A 20,535-nucleotide genomic window follows, 5' to 3' on the forward strand; every position below is an offset into this window, starting at 1 on the left:
CCGCTTAACTAAAACGCACTCGGCGAGGAGCAACGCCCCTCGCCGAGTAGAAAAACCTAAATGACGATCTGTTTCTATAAATTCGGCTGCTACGGAGCCGTCGAATCCACGTCGCGTCGACACCGGCTCTGGGATTATTTGATCTTCACGCCATAGCCGAGCCCGTCTCCAACCGGCAAGACCACTGCGCGTAACTGAGGATGATTGACGAAGTATGGATTGAATTCGCGCAGAGCCTCGGTAGAAGTTTTATAATCGTTTAGTTCGTTGTGGCCCGCGACGCGTCCGCCCCAAAGCAAGTTGTCGCAGATGACAACACCGCCCGTGCGCAGCTTGGGGAGGCTGAGATCGAGATAGCCTCGATACTCTTCTTTCACCGCGTCGATGAACACGAGATCGAATGTCTCGTTAAGTTGCGGAATGACGTCGAGAGCGTACCCGATTTCGATCTGCACTTGCTCGCCAATACCTGCACGGGTGAAATAGCCTTTCGCGGCCGTGATCATTTCATCGCTCGGGTCGATCGTGACAACGCGCCCGTCGCCGCCCATGCCGCGTAAAAGATGGATGACGGAATAGCCAATCGCCATCCCACATTCGAGTGCTCGTTTTGCATTGATGGCGCGGGCAGTGAGTTCGAGAAACAAAGCCACTTCGCGATCAGCAATCGGCACGCGATGCTCCGCGGCATAACGCTCCATCTCAGCAAGCAGATCATCGCTCGCCGGCAGGATGCCGTCGAGATATTCCGCCTGCTCACGTTGCAGAATAGCGTCGAGTTTAGCTTTCAATTGTCGTTCTTTTCCTGCGGGCCTTCACCCACTGCGACATAGCGTCGTCCCAGTCCCAGCTCTCTTAACTTATGCTGCAGAGACTGGCGATGCATGCCCAAAACGGAGGCGGCGCGGGTGACGTTGCCACCTGACTCTTCTAAACACCTGGCAATGTAACGGCGCTCGAACTCCCGTCGATCATCACGAAAATCTGATGTGTAAGGAACGACCAGTCCGCCGTTCAACGAAGCATCATTTGATTGCGCTGCTTTGGCGGTGATTCCCGTCTCGATCGCGTTTACTTCATCGCCATCAGACATGATTGCGGCGCGCTCAATCGCGTTGCGCAACTCGCGCACGTTGCCGGGCCAATCGTACTCCACCAATTTTTTCAAAGCGTCACGCCCAATTGGTCGCTCCGGCAAACCGTGACGTTCGGCCGCGTCGCGGGCGAAAGCCGCCGCCAGCAAGGCAATATCTTCACGCCGCTCGCGCAGTGGAGCGATGTCGATCGTCACCACGCGCAAACGATAGAAGAGATCGGCGCGGAAGTTTCCCTTTTCGATCTCTTCTTCCAAAGCTCGATGCGTCGCGCTCACAATCCGCACGTCGACCGGAATGGATTCATCGCCGCCGAGCCGTTCAATGCGTCTTTCTTCCAGCGCGCGCAGAAGCTTCGCCTGCACATTGGCGCTCATGTCGCCGATTTCGTCCAGGAACAACGTGCCGCCGTTAGCCTGCTCGAATTTGCCCTTGCGACGCGTGGCAGCGCCCGTAAAAGCGCCCTTTTCGTGGCCAAAAAGCTCAGATTCAATCAGTTCCGACGGCAGGGCCGCGCAGTTCACCGCCACGAATGCTCCGCCGCTGCGCGTGCTGCTCCGGTCGTGCAACTCGCGCGCAACCAGTTCCTTGCCGGTCCCCGATTCGCCTCGAACGAGCACCGTTGCGTCCGTGTCGGCGACCTTCTCGATCATCCCACGCACGCGCTGCATCGCTTCTGAGTTACCCAGCAAAGCACCGCGTTGCGAACTCTCGATTTCAATTCGCCGACGCAGCGACTGGTTCTCGCGACGGAGCTGAATATTCTCGAAAGCGTTCTTGACGACGAGGCGCAGATCGTCCACCTCGAATGGCTTTGAGAGATAGTCGTACGCGCCGCTCTTCACGGCTTCAACCGCCAGCCGTTCGGAGCCGTGGGCCGTGATGATGATCACGTGTGGCGCTTCAGCTTTCGCAGCTTCGGCGTCGCTGTGAATCTGTCTTAAGAAATCCAGGCCGCTCAATCCCGGCAGATTCACATCCAGCAGCAACAAATCGAATTTCGACGTCCGCATCAAAGCGTGCGCTGACTCAGCGCTCTCAGCTTCGGCAATGTCGCAGCCAGCCGTCTGCAGTGCGCGGCGCATGCCATAGCGCGCGGCTTCTTCGTCGTCAACAATCAACAAACGCAAATTATTCATACTCATTCCGGACTCCACAGTTTAATACAGAGCGGGCGAGGACGCTCGCGCCACCTGAGTGTTCCGGCTTTGACCTTGCGCATTCTGTGCCAAAACGTGAAGGAGGACTTAGTGGAGGGTGCCGCCCGCCCAAATGCGGGAAATAAAAAGGAGGCGGGCCAGTAGCCCGCCTCGATCAAACCGTAATAGTGACAGTTGCTTAATTCCCGGAGCGCTTCGCTGAGATCACTACGACGATCGCGTCCCCTGACGGGCCCAGATTGAGAGTCCCGGCGATCACGGGAGAGCCTTCTCGCATACTGATGTCCGTGATCAAGCCGACCGACTCGTAGTTAACTACTGGGAAAGTGGTGCTGGAGGTGGATGCATTCGTGATGCTTGATTGCGCAGTGACGATCGGAACCTTTGAACCGAATCTGAAGTCGGTCATGCGCACCAGTTCGTTGCCCCGCTCATCCTTGATCCACCGCACTACTGCCCCGAAATGATTAAAGCTCGGGTGGCCAATAGAGGTCGACACCGGAAGCAGGAATGGGCCGCCCACCCAACTCACTGCCAACCGTTCATTATTCGTGACTCGATTGAGAAACGTGCCGGCCAAACTATAGTGCTTAAAGGCCATCGATTCCCGCAGTGTCTTCACTATCGGCTCAAGAATCGGCGGAGTTTTTCCCTCCGGCATCTCCCGGTTCGTGCCCAGAATGAGATAGAGGTGAGTATCGAAATTGGTAACATCGGTTGAGGGACGCGTGGCGCGAGCTGGCTGAGTTGACTCCTGACAAACCGCGGCCGGAACCATGAACATGGCTGCCGCACATAGAACGGCAAGACACACGACCACACGAATTCTTATCGAGATCATTATCGGTTCTCCTTTGTTAGTAGATCAGGTTGCCGATTGCTCGTCGGCAGGATGAGTGCTCGTCCGTAGGTGTCACGCTGTGGGCATGCAAAAGTTCCAGAGTGTCGGAGCGCGGACGGCGAGGGATTGCAACTTATCAGATTTCAAATCTGAGATCTGAGATCTGAGATTGAGATCTCAATAGCCGGTCAGGCTTCTGACAGTGACACGCGCAGCTCAAAACGCGCGCCTTCGCCGTTGCTCGAAGGAGCCAGCAAGGCCGAACCACCCGCCTCCTGCATCCGCTTGCGAACGATGGCCAGACCGAGCCCCGTACCTCTCTGCCGCGTCGTGAAAAACGGTTGCCAAACCTTTTCACGCATCGCTTCCGGAATGCCGGGGCCGGTATCGCTCACAGTAAACAAAAGCGACTGAGCGTCGATATCGCACTCGACTTTCACCATGCCTCCGCGCGGCGTGGCCTGCAAACCATTGAGAAGCAAATTGGAAAGCGCGTCACGCACCGCCGAGGTTTGCACACCGTCAAGCTTCCCGTCACAACGCGCTACGGATCGAAGGGTCACGCCCTTCTCCTCAGCTTCAGCGCGAAACAGGCTGACCACGGTGCCGACGATCTCCGCGGCGCTGCTCGGCGCAGAGGCCGGTGTCTGAGTTCGCGCAAAGCTGAGTAGTTGCGTGACTGTGTTGTTCAGGCGATCGGTTTCGCCGACGATTAGACTCAGGTCGCGCGCGTGTTGAGTCTTGAGCGCTTCGTCCTCGCTCATGACCTGGGCGATTGACTTGATCGCCGATAGCGGATTCTTCACCTCGTGCGCGACCGTCGCCGCCATTTGGCCCAGCGCAGCGAGACGTTCACCCTCGGCCAGCTTCCGTTCCAGCCGCACGTTCTCTTCCACCAGCCGCCAATCGTCCAGGGCGACCGCGATTTGACCGGCGAGCACCTCAAGTACCGCGCGCACGTCGGAAGTTAACGCGCCGGGTGACGCTTCAACCCGCAACGCGCCGATGGTTTGATCCTCGCGCAGCAACGGGTAGGAACTAAAGAAGGCTTTGTCCTCATCGCCCCTCTCCGCTTGCGGGGAGAAGTTGGGGGTGGGGTCGGCAGGCCGCACCTCCTCTCCCCCTGCCCCCCTCTCCGCATGCGGAGAGGGGGAAACGGCTGTGGATTCCCTTGAACTTAATACGATCTTCACCTTCCGCAACGGCAGGGCGCTCGCGATTTGGGTCTCAATAAAACTGATCAGTTCAGGCAACTCTCGGAACTGTCCGACTTGCGCGCCCACGCCTGTCATGACATCGCGATACAACGCCGTCTCGCGCTCAAACAGCGAGCGAAACCATCTTTCGAGAGCGCCACGCATCGGCGCCGCTAAAAAGGTCAGTCCGAGGATCAGGATGGCTTCGATGACGCCGGCGCGTACGCCGTAACGCGCGTTGGTCCACTCACCAATTCGGCGGATGCCGTAAACATAGACGGCCAGGACTACCGCCGCGAAGCTCGCAACCACGAGGCTCTCTTTGATGATCAGTTCAAGGAACCGATAACGATAAATGTAGTAAGCGAGGAGCGCCGAAGGCAGCAGCGAGCCAAGATTCGCAAACGTCTGAAGGTACAGCCCGGCGGTCGTTCCGCGTCCCATCCCGAGTCCAAGCGCCGACAGAATCAGCACCGCGATGCCGAAGAACGAAAATGCGAGCGTGCGCAGGATGCGGCGCTCGCTGGCGGAATCCGCACGGCGCGCCACCAGTAACTCAGTGATCGCACAGACGCTTAGCGAATAAACGACCCACAGCGCGAACGGCAAAACGAATGAAGACGTTTTCGCGATCATCGGCTGATATTCGCCCGACCAGATACGCGGAATGGCGAGAACGAGAAAGATACATGGAAGATAAGACAAGACCGCGCGGATGCGTTCGATGCGATTGAGCGATCTGCCGTGCGCCCCGGCCCATAGATGCAGATGAACGTGAAGCAGGACCGAATAGCACAGCGTGATGCTGATTACCGCGATCGTGTTCGCGACGCGCAGCGGGATGATCCAATCGGCATGTGGCAGTCCAAGCAGACTGCGCAGAGTAACGATCAGATTTCCGCCGTGCCAGCCAACCATGCAGCCCGCCAGCACCAGCAGCAGACGCTCGACTGTCACCAGGCCGACGCGCTGGCGCAGGAGCACATACCCGAGCCACAGCGGCAGCACGGCGCCCAGGCTGTAACCAATTAGCTGGAGGGCCTCGAGCAGGGACATCGCGGTGTGAGGATACTACTTGAACGGCCGAGTCAGAACCTTTTGGCGCTACGGTTGGGCTGATCCGTGCGCAGAAGCCGGCACTTTCAAACTATTCCCATCGTTGAGTCGAGACCAATCGAATTGGGGGCCCGGCGAGAATCGCCTGCGCCAACTTCATCTGCGCCATTAACCGAATCTCAGATCTCTCGAACTGGCCAGCCACATTCACGGCGCGATCAAAATCGCACCAGGCAAAATAACTCGCGTTCTGTGACAACATTGTCAGGAGACCGCCGACGGTGCCCTGATTACTCATGTTCCATTCACCATCGCGAAGATTGTGGCTGTCATAGCCATCAAGCTTAACCGCTGCCGCAACCAGCTCGTTTAGTTTCGGCATTAGCGCTTGCATCTTGTCCAAACCACGATCACTTTTTTCCAAACAATACATCATCGCCAGACCGATCTCCCCTGCAGTCTGTTCCTTACCAGCTTTCATCGTGTCGACGATTTCGCTCGCCTGATCCAGAAGTTTTAAAGCGGCCTTTCTGTCTTTTGTCCCCACGAGGTTAGCCAAGTACACCAGGAACTCGATTCGCTGCCTCGTGTGCGGAATAGTACTGAGGAAGGTCTGCGCTTCCGCGAGCTTCTCAGCGGTCATCGAACGCCAAGCCTGGGCGCGATCGAGCCGTTCCAGCACCCGTTTACGTGATTCGGAATCGGTGATGTAGTCGGTTGCAATCTTCCGGGCTCGATCGATATCGCCCAATGACTCGGCCTTACTTATTGCGTGCCAATAAATCCATTCCGCCATCTGAGGGTGCTTCCGGGCAACGGCGAGGAGCTCGTCAACAGTTCCGTTCTGGATAGTCTCCTGGACCTGCTCATAGGCCTCCGGGTCGCGCTGCGATTCGGGCGCCTCGGGCGCCCATTGTTTTAATTCGGCCGCTCGCGATGGATCGATCTTTTCCATCTCAGGCAGAAAGGACCCAAGGTACGCGCAGAAAGACTCGTCAGAACCCTGCCCAGCTTTATCACAACGGTGCTCGAATGCAGTGGTAATGAATAACTTGATTAGCTCTCGAAAGGTCGCGTCATCAACGACCGGTGGCTTGAATGACCTGGCCAAGCTTTGGGCAAAATAGAAGGCCGGAGAGAATCGTCCGAGACCGACACTCGTCAGTTTCGAAACGATTTCTTTATATAGAGTCAGCGCCGTCTCTCGATCTTTTCTTTGTAATTTTCTGAGCAGTGACAAAAGGTCGTGGGAAAAACCGCGAGACAGCGATTTGCGGCCAAGCTTGAGCGCCATCTCAGGATTCTCCGCGGCGATCTGACTTGCCAGTCGAATTTCAAGATTGCGCTCCAGCTCGGCAAGCTCATGCGACTTCGAATTACTCGGAGCTGGTTCGGTTCCTTTCAAGAACGCGAGCGCCAGGTCGGCATCGTGCTTTGCAATCCGCTCAACCGTATCCGTTCGTAACTTAAGGAACACCATACGTGTCTGCACCGCGGTTTGCTGGTCTTCGTCGCCGTCTACCGCTTGCAGCCCAAGGTTGATGTCGCTCTGGACGGAATCCAGGAGCCTTCGCGCGCGCTGCTCGTCGTGTTTCCAAAGCGACGCGGCGACGTTAGCGCCAAGCCGGGCACGGTTCTCCACCGACTGTAGCGTGCCGATTTGATCGCCAACAGTTTTGAGGAGATCAATGGCCTTTCTTTGCAGTTCAAGATCGGCGGTCCGCCGGTTTTCGGGCTCCTGAGCGTGGGCGCGCCCGGTGATTAGCAAGAGCGCCAGCAGGACGATGTGGGTCAGTCTTGCGCGGGACATTTGTTTCCCTCTGGCTGGCGCGGCCTGCCTTCACGGACAACCGAGGGCCGCTCAGCTATCTAATTGAAACCGTCAGCGTGAAGTTTGTCGCGCGGCGTGCCGTGTTGACGACCGAAAGCAGATGGTCGCCGCCGGTCATCTCGACACTAAAGCTCTTGCCGCTCGCCGTACCGGCATTCACGACGACGGCGCCATTGCCGGAGGTGATTTCGATCGTCATCACCTGGCCGGCGCGACCGTCGATGACGTATTCGGTGTAGCCGTTGGCGCCGATTGGGCCACGCACCGTAGCGGAACTCTTTCCGCGCTGAAAGCGGATGCGCTTCTGCGCCAGAATATCGGCGCTCGATACAACCATCACTAACAACAACGCGGCAACTTTGAAAGCTTTTCTTCTCTGCATCAACCTGTGCCCTTCCCTTTGTTCACCCAAACTTATTTCTTGCCAATGTATTTGTCGAACCATTCAAGATTCGCCTGCATTGCTGCCACTTGCATCTTCGGCTCGTTCGGTCCATGCGGCTGGCGCGGAAGAACGAGCATGCGCGTCGGCACCCCCTGCGCCTTCAGAGCATTGTAGAACTCGTAGCCCTGTGAGATTGGGACGCGGACGTCGGCCTCGCCGTGCTGAATCATCGTCGGCGTCTTCACGCCTTTCACATTGAACATCGCCGAGTGCTTCTGATACGCCTCGATGATTTCCCATGACTGGCCGCCAAAATAATCCGGCACGAACGAAGCAATGTCTGTCGTTCCATTAAAGCTCATCAGGTTTGTTACCGGGGCGCCCGCGGAAGCAGCCTTGAAGCGTTGCGTTTGCGTGACGATCCATGAAGTCATGAATCCGCCATAGCTCCAGCCCATCACGCCCAACCGTTCTGGATCAGCGACGCCCATCGCGATGACCTTGTCCACGCCCGTCATTAAATCCTGATAATCGGCGCCGCCCCAATCTTTCGCGTTCGCGCGCCGGAATTCAGTTCCGTAACCGGACGAGCCGCGCGGATTCGGACGGAGAATGGCATAACCTTTCGCAGAGAAAGTCGCGAGCGGATAGGCTCCGCGTCCACCGAGGAAGCTTTGCTGAAACACGCCGGCCGGTCCGCCGTGGACATTTAGAATGAGTGGAACCTTCTGTCCTGCTTGATAGCCGACCGGGTAAGTAAGCAGGCCTTCAATCTCGCGGCCATCAGCCGACTTCCAGGTCAACACTTCAGTCTTTCCAACTGCCGGCAGCTTCATCGCTGAGTGCGCTTGGCTGACCTGTACCGGTGCGAAAGTCGTCACCGGCGCGACGAACACCTCGGACGGTGTGTCGGAAGTTTGCCGCACGAAGGCGAACATCGTTCCTGATTGGTTCAAGTTAAATGCGCCGTAAACGGCCGTGCTGCTTTTGATTTCCTCAATCTTGTTCGCGGCGACGTCGATCGCGTAGAGCTGCGTTCCCGTGCCCTTCGCTTCGCTGAAGTAGATGCGCTTGCCGTCCGCCGACCAGCCGGCCATGTTTGGCTGACCGTCGTGCGACGCGGCGAGCGCTTTCGGCTGTCCTCCGGCAACTGAATAGACCTGAATGAGACCACTCTGCGCCCAACGCGGTGGATTGTCGCTGATCGTGAGCGCGATCCATTTGCCGTCAGGCGAAAACTGCGCAGAATCTTCAGCCGCGGGCGTGTTCACGAACACTGTGGTCTTGCCGCTCGCGACTTCAACGATTGAGACATCTGAGGTTGTCCAGTCGTTCGCGATCGGCGACTTCACGTGACTAAAGACGATGCGACTTCCATCCGGCGCCCAATCGAATCCGCCGACATGGTAATTATCAGTCGTTAGCTTCTTTGGCTCGCGTTTGCCGTTCGCGTCCTTCTGGACGGGAATCACGTACAGCCGGGCCAGCTTCAGGTTCTCATCAACCCAGCGAAAGTCGTTGCGCCCCTTGTCGTTCTTCTCTTCGTCCTCGGCTTTCGCATCGGCCATCGTGAAAGCGAACCACTTTCCGTCCGGTGACCATTCGAAATTCGACACCGAAGTTTTCACGTCCGTGATCTGCTCGGCCTCGCCACCGCGCAAAGGCAGCACGTAGAGATTGTTCTTATTGTCCTTGCGATTCGAAGTGAAGGCAATCCAGTTTCCGTCCGGCGACCACTTCGGATTTGTTGAAGACTTGTCGTTAAAGGTGAGCTGGAAGTTCTCCTTGCCGTCCGTGCTCGCCAGCCAAATCTGCGTCACAAACTCACTCTTGTCCGCAGTCATCACAGCGTCGTTGATCGTGTAAACGACCCGCCGCCCATCCGGCGACACGCGCGGAGTCCCAACCCCGCGGGTCTTTACCTGAAGCTCAGGCGTCCAGGTGGTTGGCGCATTTTGCGCGGTGATGGTAATGGCGATGAACAGAAGTGTGGCGCAGGTCTTCGCAAGGCTTTTCATTTGATTCTCCTGAGAAACTCTGAATTATGGCTTCGCGGGGCGAAACACTATCGCGTCCTGAACTATCTAGTCAATTCCACTTCGGCAGCGATGTGGCCGAAGCTGGCCCACTGGATGCCGTGCACGATTTGCCGAAAGGTATTTACGGCCTCGGTGGGCCGGCCGTTGTAGAGAAACCAGTTACCTACCCCATAGCCCACCGTGGCGTTGCTGAGCGTGTTGGGTGTTTGGTTTGAGTCGCTAAGCAGGTCTGAAGGTTTTAGCTTGCCTTGATAAAGTTTTATGAGCTGATAGTAATCCGCATTTTCGATCACTTCGAGGTTGTCGGTGATCGGCGCAATCGATGCGGCGGCTTCTTTCTCCCGGCCCAGACGCCGCAGAGTCATGTAAAGCCAATGCGTCGTCGCGACCATCATGTCAGGGTTCTTTGAAACCTTTTCCGCTTCACGATAGGCCTTGTGCGCGCTTCCGAAGTCGCCTTTCAGATAATGCGCCAGGCCGAGGTGATACCAGATGTTCGACTGTAGGGTGCTGGTGGGAATGTTTCTGGCGTTCGGCATGCCGTCGGGCTCGACTTCGTCAGGTTTGCCTTTGACGAGCTTAGCGGCCTTCTCGAAATCTTTAATGGCATCATCGAAACAGCGAAGCGTGATGAAGCGATGCCCGCGATGTCGATACAGCCGCGCATCTTTCGGATATTTCGAAATTGCGTCGGTGTAAATCGCGATCGATTCTTTGTATCTGCCGAGATACGCGGTCCGCCTGCCTAACCAGATAAAATTGTCCGCGCTGGGCTCTTTTTGGAAATCGGCACGGGCGGTGGTCAGCTTGGTTTCAAAGTCCCTGCGCGCTTCCCGGGAAAGTTTTGGCTGGATTTCGCCGGCGGCTTGGAGACATTTGTTTTGCGCGACCGTGGTTGAGGCAAAAAGAAACAGGAAGGCGGCAAGAAGTACTCTCATCGGATTGATTACGAGGATTCCCTTTCAACTGTAGAGCGGGCGACCGCGCGCTTCTATTTCGAGACCACTCTGATAAGTTCCGCTCCGAAGGCTTCGATTCTGGCTCTCTGATCCTTTTGCCCCTGGTTCATTACGCCCACGACGGGACGATAGCCTCTGGTACGGTTAATTAATTTCGTGCGGAAGACGACTTCCTTACCGACTAATTGGGCAGACCAATTGCACCCGCTCTTCTCGTTACCACACCAGATTGACAAGTCTTTAAGCTCGAGAAAACTACCATCGCTCAAAGCCACTCGGATCGGTTGCATTTCGAGATCGAGGTGCTTAGCGACGCCGTTATCATGAAACTCTTTGAGCGTGCCTGACCATTCAACCTCTTGACTAAAAATCCGATTAAATTCCCAGAAGTTACCCTTACGCTCAAGTGCGCCTTGTTTGGCATAGGGTGCTATTGCTTCCCCAAACTTCACCCAATCTGTACGCCAGGGTTCTTGTTCCTGGCCGAAGCTGCTTTGTCCCGCGAACAGGCAGCCTGCTACGAGGAGCAAAACTAATACCTTTGAAAATCGTTTTCCCATCTTCCCTCTAAATTGACTCAGACATTTCCTGCGAACGCTGAGGTCCCGTGGCGCCGCGAATTCAATCCACTACCAACTTGTACACTGGCCGTCGCGCAATTCGCTAATCGCCTCGGGGCGTTTTGAGTCCGCCGCTTGCCATCCCGGCCGCTGCCAAGAGGACCCATCGGTGTACTCGACGCGGTTGATGAGCGCCCGCTGCTTTCGAGGTTCGGCGGCTGAGGCTTCAGCGCTCGCGTTGATAGGATCTGCCGGGGACCTCGCCAGCAACGAACTGAGATTTCTTGGCTTTAATACAACGGCGCAAAAGAAGAGGCGACTCGAAATCGTCGAAGTGTTGGACGCGTCTCTGAGTTGGTACTCCCAGAGAATAGTCTTTATCTTTTTCGCGCCGGCGTTCCTGACCCGCAGCCGGTATTCATATCTCGACATCAGTGAAGACGCGCCGGCGGGACGACTTATGACTTGGCCACTGGGCGTACGAAGCTCAATCGAGCGATTCCTAATCGTCATTGGATCTTTTCTTTCCTTTCGGTTCCCGTTTGTGAGGTCATCAATGACGATGAGACCCGGCGGTGTGGGTGCGGGTTTTGGTCCGGGCGCGGACGGCCGGGGCGTCATGGGATACATGAACACCTCAAGATCCACGACTTCGACTGGATCGGATTGGCTATTCTGCTGCACTTGCGGCCGAGCATCGAACGAGCCCAGAAGTAATATGATTAACAGCGCGACCATTAATTCACCTCACATTTGGTTCGCGGGAGAGCACAGAATTCAGCCATCGTAATGAGCCGGTGGCACTATGCACGAACGCGCCAGGCTCTCACTGCCCTGCCGCGCTCAACGTAATTTCCGTCCGGCGATTCTTCGCCCGATTCGCGACGGTCGTGTTAGGCGCGACCGGATTTGCAGAGCCCAAACCGCTGGATTGAATACGCGTGACATCGATGCCGGCTGAAGCCAGCCGCTCGGAAAGAATCCGCGCCCGGTCGTCAGTCAGTTGTTGCAGCGCATCCGCGCGGCCCGCATTGTCCGTGTACGATTCGATCGAGATTTGGTAATCGGGATTATTTGCGATCAACGCGCCCAGTTGATCCAGGCGCGCGGCGGCCGCAGCCGTTAGGTTTCCGGAACGCGGGTTTGCCCACCAGGACTCGTTCAGCATCAGGACGATGCCGCGTTCAGACTCACGCACGGTCCCGAATCGCCCCAGCGCCTGTTTCAAATTCGCCGCCGTGGCGCGTAGCTGCGCCGCGCGCGTTTCGGCAGCTTGCCGCGCCTGTTCAGCCTGACGCTCGCCTTCGATCCGGGCCAGCCTGACTTTCGCGTCTTCCCCTTCAGCCCGGACCGTCTGAATCTCTTCGCGCAGTCGCGCAATTTCGGTGCGCGCGTCGCGAAGCTGCTCCTGCGACCTCAATGAATCGCGTTCAGCAAGCTCGCGTGCGTGCCGTTCATTATTGAGATCCTTCTGCAAACGTGTAATTTCCTGATTGGCAGTCGCGGCCGTTTCCTCAGCGCTGCGCACAGCCTGATCGCGACGCTCGATCTCTTCACGCCGTTCCCGCGCGGCGCGACGCGCCACTGCCATCGCTTCGGCTTTTGCCGCACTACTGGTTGCCTGTCGCGCAAGAACGTCGACTTCCGATTCAGGTTGGCGCATGCGCCGCGCGGCTTCAGCTTGTTCAAGATCGGCGGCGGCCGCACGCAATTCGTTCGGAGCATCGCGCTCCGCACCCGCGTATCGTGCCAGGTTCAGCGCCTGCCGCGCGCCCAGTAGCGCATTGGGAATGTCCCGGAAATCAGACTGAGCGATCGTGGGAACGCTTCCGTCGCGGAAGTAGTCGCTGGAGTTGCCGATATAGGTGACCGGCACGGTATCAATCTGCGCGTCGCGCGGCGTCGCCGGGCGCACGTTCTCCAGCACAACCATGCGGCTGGGAGCGCGCACGAGGAAATGCGGCTCGGCCGTCACGATCAGCGCGAAGGTTTGCAGCGGGGTCGTCACATCGATCTTCGAATCGATAATTCCACTGCCGCTACGTTTTATCTCGCCGAGGTTATCGACCGTACCGTCCGGCGATATGGCCCACAACACGAACGTAGTGTACGCCCCGCCTAATTCATATCCGCGCGGCAAATGATCGAGGCTTAGCTGGACGCGGGTGCCGCGGCGTCCCTGACGGCGCACTTTTGCATCACCTTTCAAGCGCGGCAAACGCGTCGTTCCGCGAAACGGCACTTCGATCGTTTGATCCAGCGGATAGGTGATTGCGGTCGTAGTTCGGCGACCATCACTCTGGGCCAGAGCGCCGAAACAGAGACCAACAATAATTATCGGAACAGGAAGGAACGACAGTAACCGGCGAGCTATTTTCATTAAACCCTCTATTGAAGAGCAGGCTATCTGCCTGATCAGATTATGTCGAGCATCGAACAGGCTAATCCCTGTCCTAAGTCCTAGATGCACGGCCCGGTCTTAATTGTTGCCGAACGGGAAGAAACTGACAAGAAGGTTTGTGCAGATGTGGGCGGCACTCCCTCTCCCACTGGAGAGGGCTGGGGTGAGGGTGCGAAGCTTAAGGCGGTAAGAAATGAACCTTTATTCCCAATCTGTCGTGAGGCGCAACCTCACGTCAGAGAGCGTGGATAATTTTTGTTATAGCGCTAACTTCGTCCCTCACCCTGACCTCTTCCAGTGGGAGAGGGAAAGATTAAAGTCGGCGTTGCTCGCGCTCGTACTGCCGTGTTCGCAGGTGCTGCACAAATTGAACTGCGATGAAACCTAAGCCGGTCAATAAAAGCGTGTGGACGAATCCACCCTTGTGCATCACGAACTTAAGGACAAACCAAGTGATGAGAAAAAACGATCCGATGTAATAGAGCATGGTGGAGATGCTGGCACCCGCCGGCCGAGCAAGAGGCGCATTGTAATTGGAGAGCTAGCCTTTGGGAAATTCGATCGCGCGCAGACCCGTGCGATTAGGCTCTGCGGCGATAATCAAAACGCCCGAGGCGGACGGCACAGCAAACGTCTCGCGAGGAGACGTAGCCGGTGCATGATTCGTTGAGATACTCGAAGCCATCTCGTCTTTCCAGACAACTGAACCGTCGCGGCCGGACAGAGCGAAGGCAAATCCTTCCCTGCCCGCCATCAGCAGGTCGAGCACTCGATCGCCGTTCACGTCTGCGAACGCGGCTGACTCGGCGCGACGGGCGTCAGCTTCCCAAACGATTCTGCCTTCGTCGGACTTGACGATGACCACGCGACCACGCTCGGTGAACATCACCACTTCCGGTCTTCCATCGCTGTCCACATCCTGCGCAATCAAACTTCCGCGCGGCGCGTCCTCTTTGAGAGTCACGCGGCCGAGCGCACGTAAGTCCTCAGCGGCCAACGCCGTCAGTCCACTTCGCGTCCCGACCAGCAAAAGTTCGCCCCGTGCTGTCCGCACGATCAACGGCGCGGTCGTGGCTGGGCTTCCCGCGTTGGCGGCGATGGTGAACTTGCCTGACTCGTCAAAGACGTGCAGGCCACCATCGTCGAGCGCGACGACGACGGCGCGCGCACCACTGTATGTAATGGTCGCCGGGCGCCCAACCGCACGGCCCGGCAGAGCCGCTTCCGAGATTACCCGTCCAAGGCTGTTATCGATCACAAACAACTTTTGACGCGAGCTATCGACAACAAACGTGGTGGTTCCCGACGCTGTCGCCGCACCGGCGTTTCCCGGCAACGTGGTTTGCCAAAGCTGCCGACCGCTGGCGCCTTCGATCAAAGTGGCTGTATTTCCGGCCAGGACCAGAACGTTGTCGGCACCGCCGCGAGCGCGGATGGCAATCACCTGCGTGTTCTGTGCGGACGGCGATCGCTGCGCAGTACGAACCGTCCACAGTGCGATCCCGCGGCTCGCCTCCAACGCGACAATGCGACCCTCAGTCGTTACCGCGACTATCTCGGAACTACCTGTGCGCCTGAGGTGGGCAACGATAGATCGGGTGACATCGCCGATAGCCGCATACCAGCCGCCCCTCGAAGTGACCGTGTTTGTCGCTTGGTTTGTTACCACCGGCGGCGTGGGGCTCGGCTTCTTCGTTTCGCCGTTCGCAGGCACCACGATCACACCGGCCGACGAAAACTCACCGCGTTTCGCGTTCAGCGAAGCGACCCGCCAGTAATATCTACCGGGCGCCAGGTCATTCATGCGGTATTCGTGGCCCGAAACTACTCGATCGAATACGATGTCGATGAATGTGGCGTCATTTGCCAGTTGCAAACGGTACCGGGACACACCCGGGCGCGCGCCCCAACGAAGCGTCACCGAGGTCTGAGGCGGATTATCCTGAACCACCGCCCAGACAGGCGCTAACGACGTTAACGCGGGACCAGCGCAAATCGCGGCCACGCATACCCATCTGAACAGACGACTTTTGAACGAACAGACCTTCACCACTAATTAGTAAACGACGAATCGGGATTGGTTCCCTTGTGCGGCGAGCTGAAGGTGGCGCGGGCTGATTAGGGATTCTCGTTTAGCTTGTAGCCCACGCCTCGAACTGTCAGTACGTAATGAGGGTTCTTCGGATCGTTTTCCAATTTCTTTCGCAGCCGATTGATGTGAGGGTCGATGTTGCGCTGATACCCTTCGTACTCAGTGCTCCAGACGCGATCGAGGAGATCGTTGCGTGACCAGGCGCGGCCGGGCTCAGACGCGAGTAGCTCAAGAATTTGAAACTCGAGCGGCGTGAGATCGACACGCTGCCCGGCGCGCGAAACTTCGTGCCGTCGTTTGTCCACCACGAGATCGCCAATCTCCAGACGCTCACCATCGCCCGCCGCCTCTGGAGCAAGCTGTCCGCGACGCAACAGCGCTTCGATTCGGTACTCAAGTTCGCGTGGACTAAACGGCTTGGCGAGATAATCGTCAGCGCCCGCCTCAAAGCCCGCCACCTTGTCGTCCAACAGATCGTGTGCGGTGAGAAAAAGCGCCGGCGTGGTAATGCCGCGTTCGCGCATCTTCTTCAGTAGATCGATGCCCGACATCTCCGGCATGGCAACGTCGAGAATGAAGCAATCGAAGGTGTCGTTTGCAACGGTCTGCAAAGCGGCCTGACCATTCTCGTTTTCGGCGACTTCAAATCCCAGCCTGCGAAAGTACTCAGCCAGAAGCGTACGCATCTCGGCGTCATCATCGACGATCATCAATTTCTTGGCGCGTTGTGTCGGTTCGGGATCCACGTCAGTTTTCCTCAAGGCTGTTGCCGGATTGCTGCAAGACCGGCGGAACAGCTACGCCTAATTTGCTGTAAGATCAAGGGGTTGCGCCCTAGTATGGACAGGACGATGGCCTTGCGTCAAACGATTTCGCTCAGTTATATTCCGTGGTTGCATTCGTTTCGGCTCCTGGCCCGTTTCCTGTCAACCGGTCTAACCTTCGATTTCCATGCGTGATCTCCGACGTCTTTTAAAGTATCTGATCCCTTACGCCGGTACTTTTGCCATTGCGACTCTGGCAATGGTCGTGGTCAGCGTCCTGGAAATTGCCATCGGCGCCCTGATCGTTCCGATTTTTGATCAAGTACTCGCGACCTCCCAGCAGCAAAGCGACACACTTTTTGGTCTTCAGAAACTGATTCCGGCGTCTGGCCTGGCCGCCTGGCGCACGATTGCGATCCTGCTAATTGGCTTCACGCTCATAAAGGGTATTGCGGATTACTTTTCAACCTACCTGATGGCGCGCATTGGCCAGTCGTCGATTCTGCGCCTGCGGCAGGATCTCTACACGCATGTGCTCGCGCAATCAGCGGCGTTCTTTGAGCGTCATCGCACGAATTATCTTGTCTCGCGTTTGATCACCAGCGCCGCGGCGATTGAAGCAGCCATCACGCACACCTTGCGTGACATGCTGAAAGAGGGCTTAACGCTGATCGCTTTTCTGATGGCGGCTTTTTATTACAACTGGAGATTGACCCTGGGGTCGCTTCTGATTGCGCCGCCCATCGCCTGGTTAACGATTCGGTTTGGCACTTCACTGCGAAATCTGGCGCGCGAGTCGTTTGAAGGCACTAAACACCTGACGGACACCGCGCAGGAAGCCCTGGCGAACCAAAACATCGTGAAGGCCTATCAAGGCGAAACCCGCGAACGAGACCGATTCACGCGGGTGTCCGATCACATCCGGCGCGCGAACCTTCGTTCCGCAAGCATTGCGGGAATGTCTCCTCCGATCATCGAATTCATCGGCGTTTTGTTCGTGGCGGCGCTGCTCTTTTTCGCTGAACGAGAGATTCGGCTCGGCCGTATGAATGCGTCGCAGTTCATTACGTTTCTATTCTTCCTCTTCCGCAGCTACGATCCGATGCGCAAGCTTTCGCGTCTGCAGAATTCGCTGTCCCAGGCGCTCGCGGCCGCGCGGCATGTCTGGGAAGTAATGGACGAACGCGCCGAGATTCCGGAAAAGCCGGATGCAATTGAACTCCGGCCATTGCAAAACGAAATCGAACTTCGAGGGGTTTCCTTTGGCTACGCGAATGAAGGACGCAAGGTGCTTCAGGATGTGAACCTCACGGTTTCGGTTGGCAAGATGGTCGCTCTGGTTGGCGAATCAGGCGGGGGCAAATCAACGTTAACGAAGCTCATGCCGCGTTTTCACGATCCAACTTCCGGCGCGGTCCTCTGGGACGGAACTGATTTGCGCGATGCTCGAATCTCCAGCCTGCGGCGTCAGATGGCTTTAGTGACGCAGGAAACTGTTCTTTTCAACGACACCGTCCGTTACAACATCACGTACGGCCGACCCGGGGCTTCTGATGAAGAAATGCGCGACGCCGCGCGGACCGCTTTCGCGCACGATTTCATAATGGATTTGCCGAGCGGCTATGACACAATCATCGGCGAGCGTGGCATTTTCCTTTCCGGCGGTCAGCGCCAGCGCCTGGCGATTGCGCGCGCCATTCTGATGAATGCGCCGGTATTGATCCTCGATGAAGCGACATCGGCCCTGGACGCTGAGTCAGAACAACTGGTGCAGCGAGCCATCGCGAACCTCGTGCGAGACCGCACGACGATTGTAATCGCGCATCGTCTTTCGACCGTGCGGCGCGCCGACAACATCGTCGTCATGGAAGCCGGACGTATCATTGAGCAAGGCACGCACAAGGATTTGCTCGCCCGCGGCGGGCAGTATCAAAAGCTGTACGAGATGCAATTCGCTGACGAGGAAGAAGAACTGTCAGTTGTCAGTGGTCAGTAGTTATTCAATTCGTTCTTTGTGCTTTGTGGTACTTCGATGTCGGTTTTGCGGAGGTTCGCTCTTCGCTGAAGATGTCGACTGTGCGGGACGTCAAAGCACAAAGCACAAAGTACAAAGTACCAGACCAAACCACTGACAACTGACGACGGACTACTGACAAGCTATGAAATCAATGACCGGATTCGGACGTGGAGCGGCAAGCGGCGACGGCTTTACCGTGGGCGTCGAGATCAAAACCGTCAACAATCGCTACCTCGACATTCACCTGCGCGCACCGCAGGAGTTGAACGCGATGGAGATGGACATCCGGAAGCGAGTGAAAGCGCGCTTGTCCCGCGGGCGCGTAGATCTCAACATCAGTTTTGATCGCACCGGTTCTGAAGCGACTTACCAGATTAATCAATCGGTGGTCACGGCCTACGTTGACGCGCTGCGCGAGATTCAGCGGCAGTTCAACCTCAGCGGCGACATCGACGTGACTTCAATCGCCCGCTTGCCGGGCGCGCTGTCTTCTCCGCGCGACGAGTTGAACCAGGACATTGCGAGCGCGATTGACTCAGCCATCGATCAGGCGCTCGACAGCCTGGAGCAGATGCGCGGCGCCGAGGGCGCGGCCCTGGCTGAAGAAATGCGGTCGCGGCTCGGAAAAATAAACGCCGCCATCCCGACAATAGAATCCGCCGCTGAGGGTTTGATCGAGAGTTACCGCCAACGGCTGCATAAACGAATCGCGGAATTGCTGGCTCGGGAAGGTCAGGCGATCGAAGTCGATACTGCCAGGTTGGCTCAGGAAGTCGCCTATTTGGCCGATCGCAGCGACATTACGGAAGAGCTGGCGCGCCTCAAAAGCCACGTGGATCAATTCCGTGAAGCCATCGACTCAGCCGATGAAGTAGGCAAGCGTTTGGACTTTCTGCTTCAGGAATTCAATCGCGAAGCCAACACGGTTCTCTCGAAATCCACCGAGATTCCCATCAAAGAAGCGGCATTGGCGATCAAGGCTGAAGTTGAGAAACTGCGCGAACAAGTGCAAAATGTCGAGTGAGCTGATAAACAAGCCGAATAACGACGGCGCCCGGGGCGGTCGCGGCATGCTGATAGTCGTCAGTTCCCCGTCGGGCGGCGGCAAAGGCACCTTGATCGATCGCGTCCTGCAAACAGTGCCCGGCGTCAGTTACTCGGTCTCGTACACCACGCGCCCCTCGCGACCGAAAGAGCAGGACGGCCGCGAATACTTCTTCGTCTCAACCTCCGTTTTTAAAGAGATGATTCAGCGCGGCGAGTTCCTTGAATGGGCGGATGTGTATGGTCACCTTTACGGTACCAGCCACAAGCAGGTAGAACGCGAGCGCGCCGCCGGCCGTGACATCATCCTGGAGATTGACGTCCAGGGCGCAGACAGCGTGCGTGCGCTGATCGAAGATGCAGTCACCGTTTTCATCCTGCCGCCGTCATTTGAACTGTTGCAGAATCGGCTGGTGAAGCGCGGCACGGACTCAGCAGAAGATCTCGCGCGACGATTGCGCGGCGCGCCGGCTGAAGTCGAGCAATACCGGAAGTTTCAATACGTGATATTGAACGACGATATCAACCGGGCCTCGGCGCAGCTGGCATCAGTGATTTACGCGGAACGCGCCCGCCGCGAGCGACAGGAAACAACTTCGAGTGAAGCGCTGGCTGACTTTGCGCGGGCCGGAACGATTGCCCAGAGCTAGTTAACAAATCTACTGAATAACACTATCGAGAGATAGAGGAGAAACACGACTTATGACGATGGCAAATATTAACGAAGAGTTTGAAGAGGCGTCTGAAACAGTACCTGAGATTGATGCGAAGTACCGGTTGATAATTTTAGCCGCCAAGCGCAGCAAGCAACTGCAACGCGGCGCGCGCCCGCGCATCGACATTGATGTAACGAAACACAAGCCGACGCGTATCGCGCTGGAAGAAGTGATCCGCGGTAAGGTTCCATTCCATTTCAATCCTATAGACGGCGCCAAAGAAAACTAAGATTCGCGCCGAGCTTTTGTTCCTCCCGTAGCTCTCACGAAGCCGTTCCTGGGACTAATATTCGCACAGCCAAGCGTGGTGCATTGAAAACCACTCAGGTCAGGAAGGGGCTTGCCCCCGCTTACGCTCTCTTTACCTCAGCGGGGGTAAA

At 57.0% G+C, this 20,535-nt stretch carries 17 protein-coding genes; 4 read left to right on the plus strand and 13 right to left on the minus strand.

All coding sequences use genetic code 11. The annotated features are described in order from the left end of the window. Positions 1-134 precede the first annotated feature (134 nt). From VFX97_03145 to VFX97_03205, 13 genes are all read right to left on the minus strand, one after another. Complete coding sequence (locus VFX97_03145; protein ID HEX5702194.1) at positions 135-791, minus strand: O-methyltransferase; 657 nt, start codon at positions 789-791, stop codon at positions 135-137. Beyond that, positions 788-2,239 (minus strand): sigma-54 dependent transcriptional regulator, encoded by a 1,452-nt coding sequence (locus VFX97_03150; protein ID HEX5702195.1) that lies wholly within the window; start codon positions 2,237-2,239, stop codon positions 788-790. Before VFX97_03150 ends, VFX97_03145 begins: the two co-directional genes overlap by 4 nt. A gap of 193 nt (positions 2,240-2,432) precedes the next feature. Beyond that, positions 2,433-3,095 carry a hypothetical protein gene (locus tag VFX97_03155; protein ID HEX5702196.1) on the minus strand — a complete coding sequence of 221 codons (663 nt, stop codon included), beginning with the start codon at positions 3,093-3,095 and terminating at the stop codon, positions 2,433-2,435. Positions 3,096-3,283: 188 nt separating this feature from the next. Continuing rightward, on the minus strand, positions 3,284-5,347 hold the full coding sequence (locus VFX97_03160; GenBank protein ID HEX5702197.1) for an ATP-binding protein: 2,064 nt from the start codon (positions 5,345-5,347) through the stop codon (positions 3,284-3,286). Positions 5,348-5,438: 91 nt separating this feature from the next. Next, on the minus strand, positions 5,439-7,157 hold the full coding sequence (locus tag VFX97_03165) for a hypothetical protein (protein HEX5702198.1): 1,719 nt from the start codon (positions 7,155-7,157) through the stop codon (positions 5,439-5,441). Positions 7,158-7,212: 55 nt separating this feature from the next. Further along, complete coding sequence (locus VFX97_03170) at positions 7,213-7,560, minus strand: hypothetical protein (GenBank protein HEX5702199.1); 348 nt, start codon at positions 7,558-7,560, stop codon at positions 7,213-7,215. Between the two features lie 32 nt (positions 7,561-7,592). Next, the gene (locus tag VFX97_03175) at positions 7,593-9,581 is read right to left on the minus strand and encodes a S9 family peptidase (protein ID HEX5702200.1); all 1,989 of its coding nucleotides are present in this window, start codon (positions 9,579-9,581) and stop codon (positions 7,593-7,595) included. Between the two features lie 62 nt (positions 9,582-9,643). Then, a complete protein-coding gene (locus VFX97_03180; protein ID HEX5702201.1) occupies positions 9,644-10,540 on the minus strand; it encodes a tetratricopeptide repeat protein in 897 nt (298 codons plus the stop codon). 53 nt (positions 10,541-10,593) lie between these two features. Next, a complete protein-coding gene (locus VFX97_03185) occupies positions 10,594-11,121 on the minus strand; it encodes a hypothetical protein (GenBank protein HEX5702202.1) in 528 nt (175 codons plus the stop codon). A gap of 69 nt (positions 11,122-11,190) precedes the next feature. Further along, positions 11,191-11,859 (minus strand): hypothetical protein, encoded by a 669-nt coding sequence (locus VFX97_03190; GenBank protein ID HEX5702203.1) that lies wholly within the window; start codon positions 11,857-11,859, stop codon positions 11,191-11,193. Between the two features lie 88 nt (positions 11,860-11,947). Then, positions 11,948-13,501 (minus strand): OmpA family protein, encoded by a 1,554-nt coding sequence (locus tag VFX97_03195; GenBank protein ID HEX5702204.1) that lies wholly within the window; start codon positions 13,499-13,501, stop codon positions 11,948-11,950. Positions 13,502-14,063: 562 nt separating this feature from the next. Next, positions 14,064-15,443, minus strand: coding sequence for a PQQ-binding-like beta-propeller repeat protein (locus tag VFX97_03200; protein HEX5702205.1), 1,380 nt, complete (start codon positions 15,441-15,443; stop codon positions 14,064-14,066). Between the two features lie 197 nt (positions 15,444-15,640). Next, positions 15,641-16,360, minus strand: coding sequence for a response regulator transcription factor (locus VFX97_03205; protein HEX5702206.1), 720 nt, complete (start codon positions 16,358-16,360; stop codon positions 15,641-15,643). A 205-nt stretch (positions 16,361-16,565) separates the two neighbouring features. Here VFX97_03205 and VFX97_03210 point away from each other — a divergent pair, with 205 nt between their 5' ends. The 4 genes from VFX97_03210 (at position 16,566) to rpoZ (ending at position 20,384) form a co-directional block, all read left to right on the plus strand. Then, entirely contained in the window at positions 16,566-18,374 is a 1,809-nt protein-coding gene (locus VFX97_03210) for an ABC transporter transmembrane domain-containing protein (GenBank protein ID HEX5702207.1), read from the plus strand. 163 nt (positions 18,375-18,537) lie between these two features. Next, positions 18,538-19,419, plus strand: coding sequence for a YicC/YloC family endoribonuclease (locus VFX97_03215; protein HEX5702208.1), 882 nt, complete (start codon positions 18,538-18,540; stop codon positions 19,417-19,419). Beyond that, positions 19,409-20,089 (plus strand): guanylate kinase, encoded by a 681-nt coding sequence (gene gmk / locus VFX97_03220; protein HEX5702209.1) that lies wholly within the window; start codon positions 19,409-19,411, stop codon positions 20,087-20,089. Before VFX97_03215 ends, gmk begins: the two co-directional genes overlap by 11 nt. A 52-nt stretch (positions 20,090-20,141) precedes the next feature. Next, positions 20,142-20,384 carry a DNA-directed RNA polymerase subunit omega gene (gene rpoZ, locus VFX97_03225; GenBank protein ID HEX5702210.1) on the plus strand — a complete coding sequence of 81 codons (243 nt, stop codon included), beginning with the start codon at positions 20,142-20,144 and terminating at the stop codon, positions 20,382-20,384. The last annotated feature ends 151 nt before the right edge of the window (positions 20,385-20,535 follow it).

The organism is Pyrinomonadaceae bacterium (genome assembly GCA_036277115.1).
Taxonomy (GTDB): domain Bacteria; phylum Acidobacteriota; class Blastocatellia; order Pyrinomonadales; family Pyrinomonadaceae; genus UBA11740.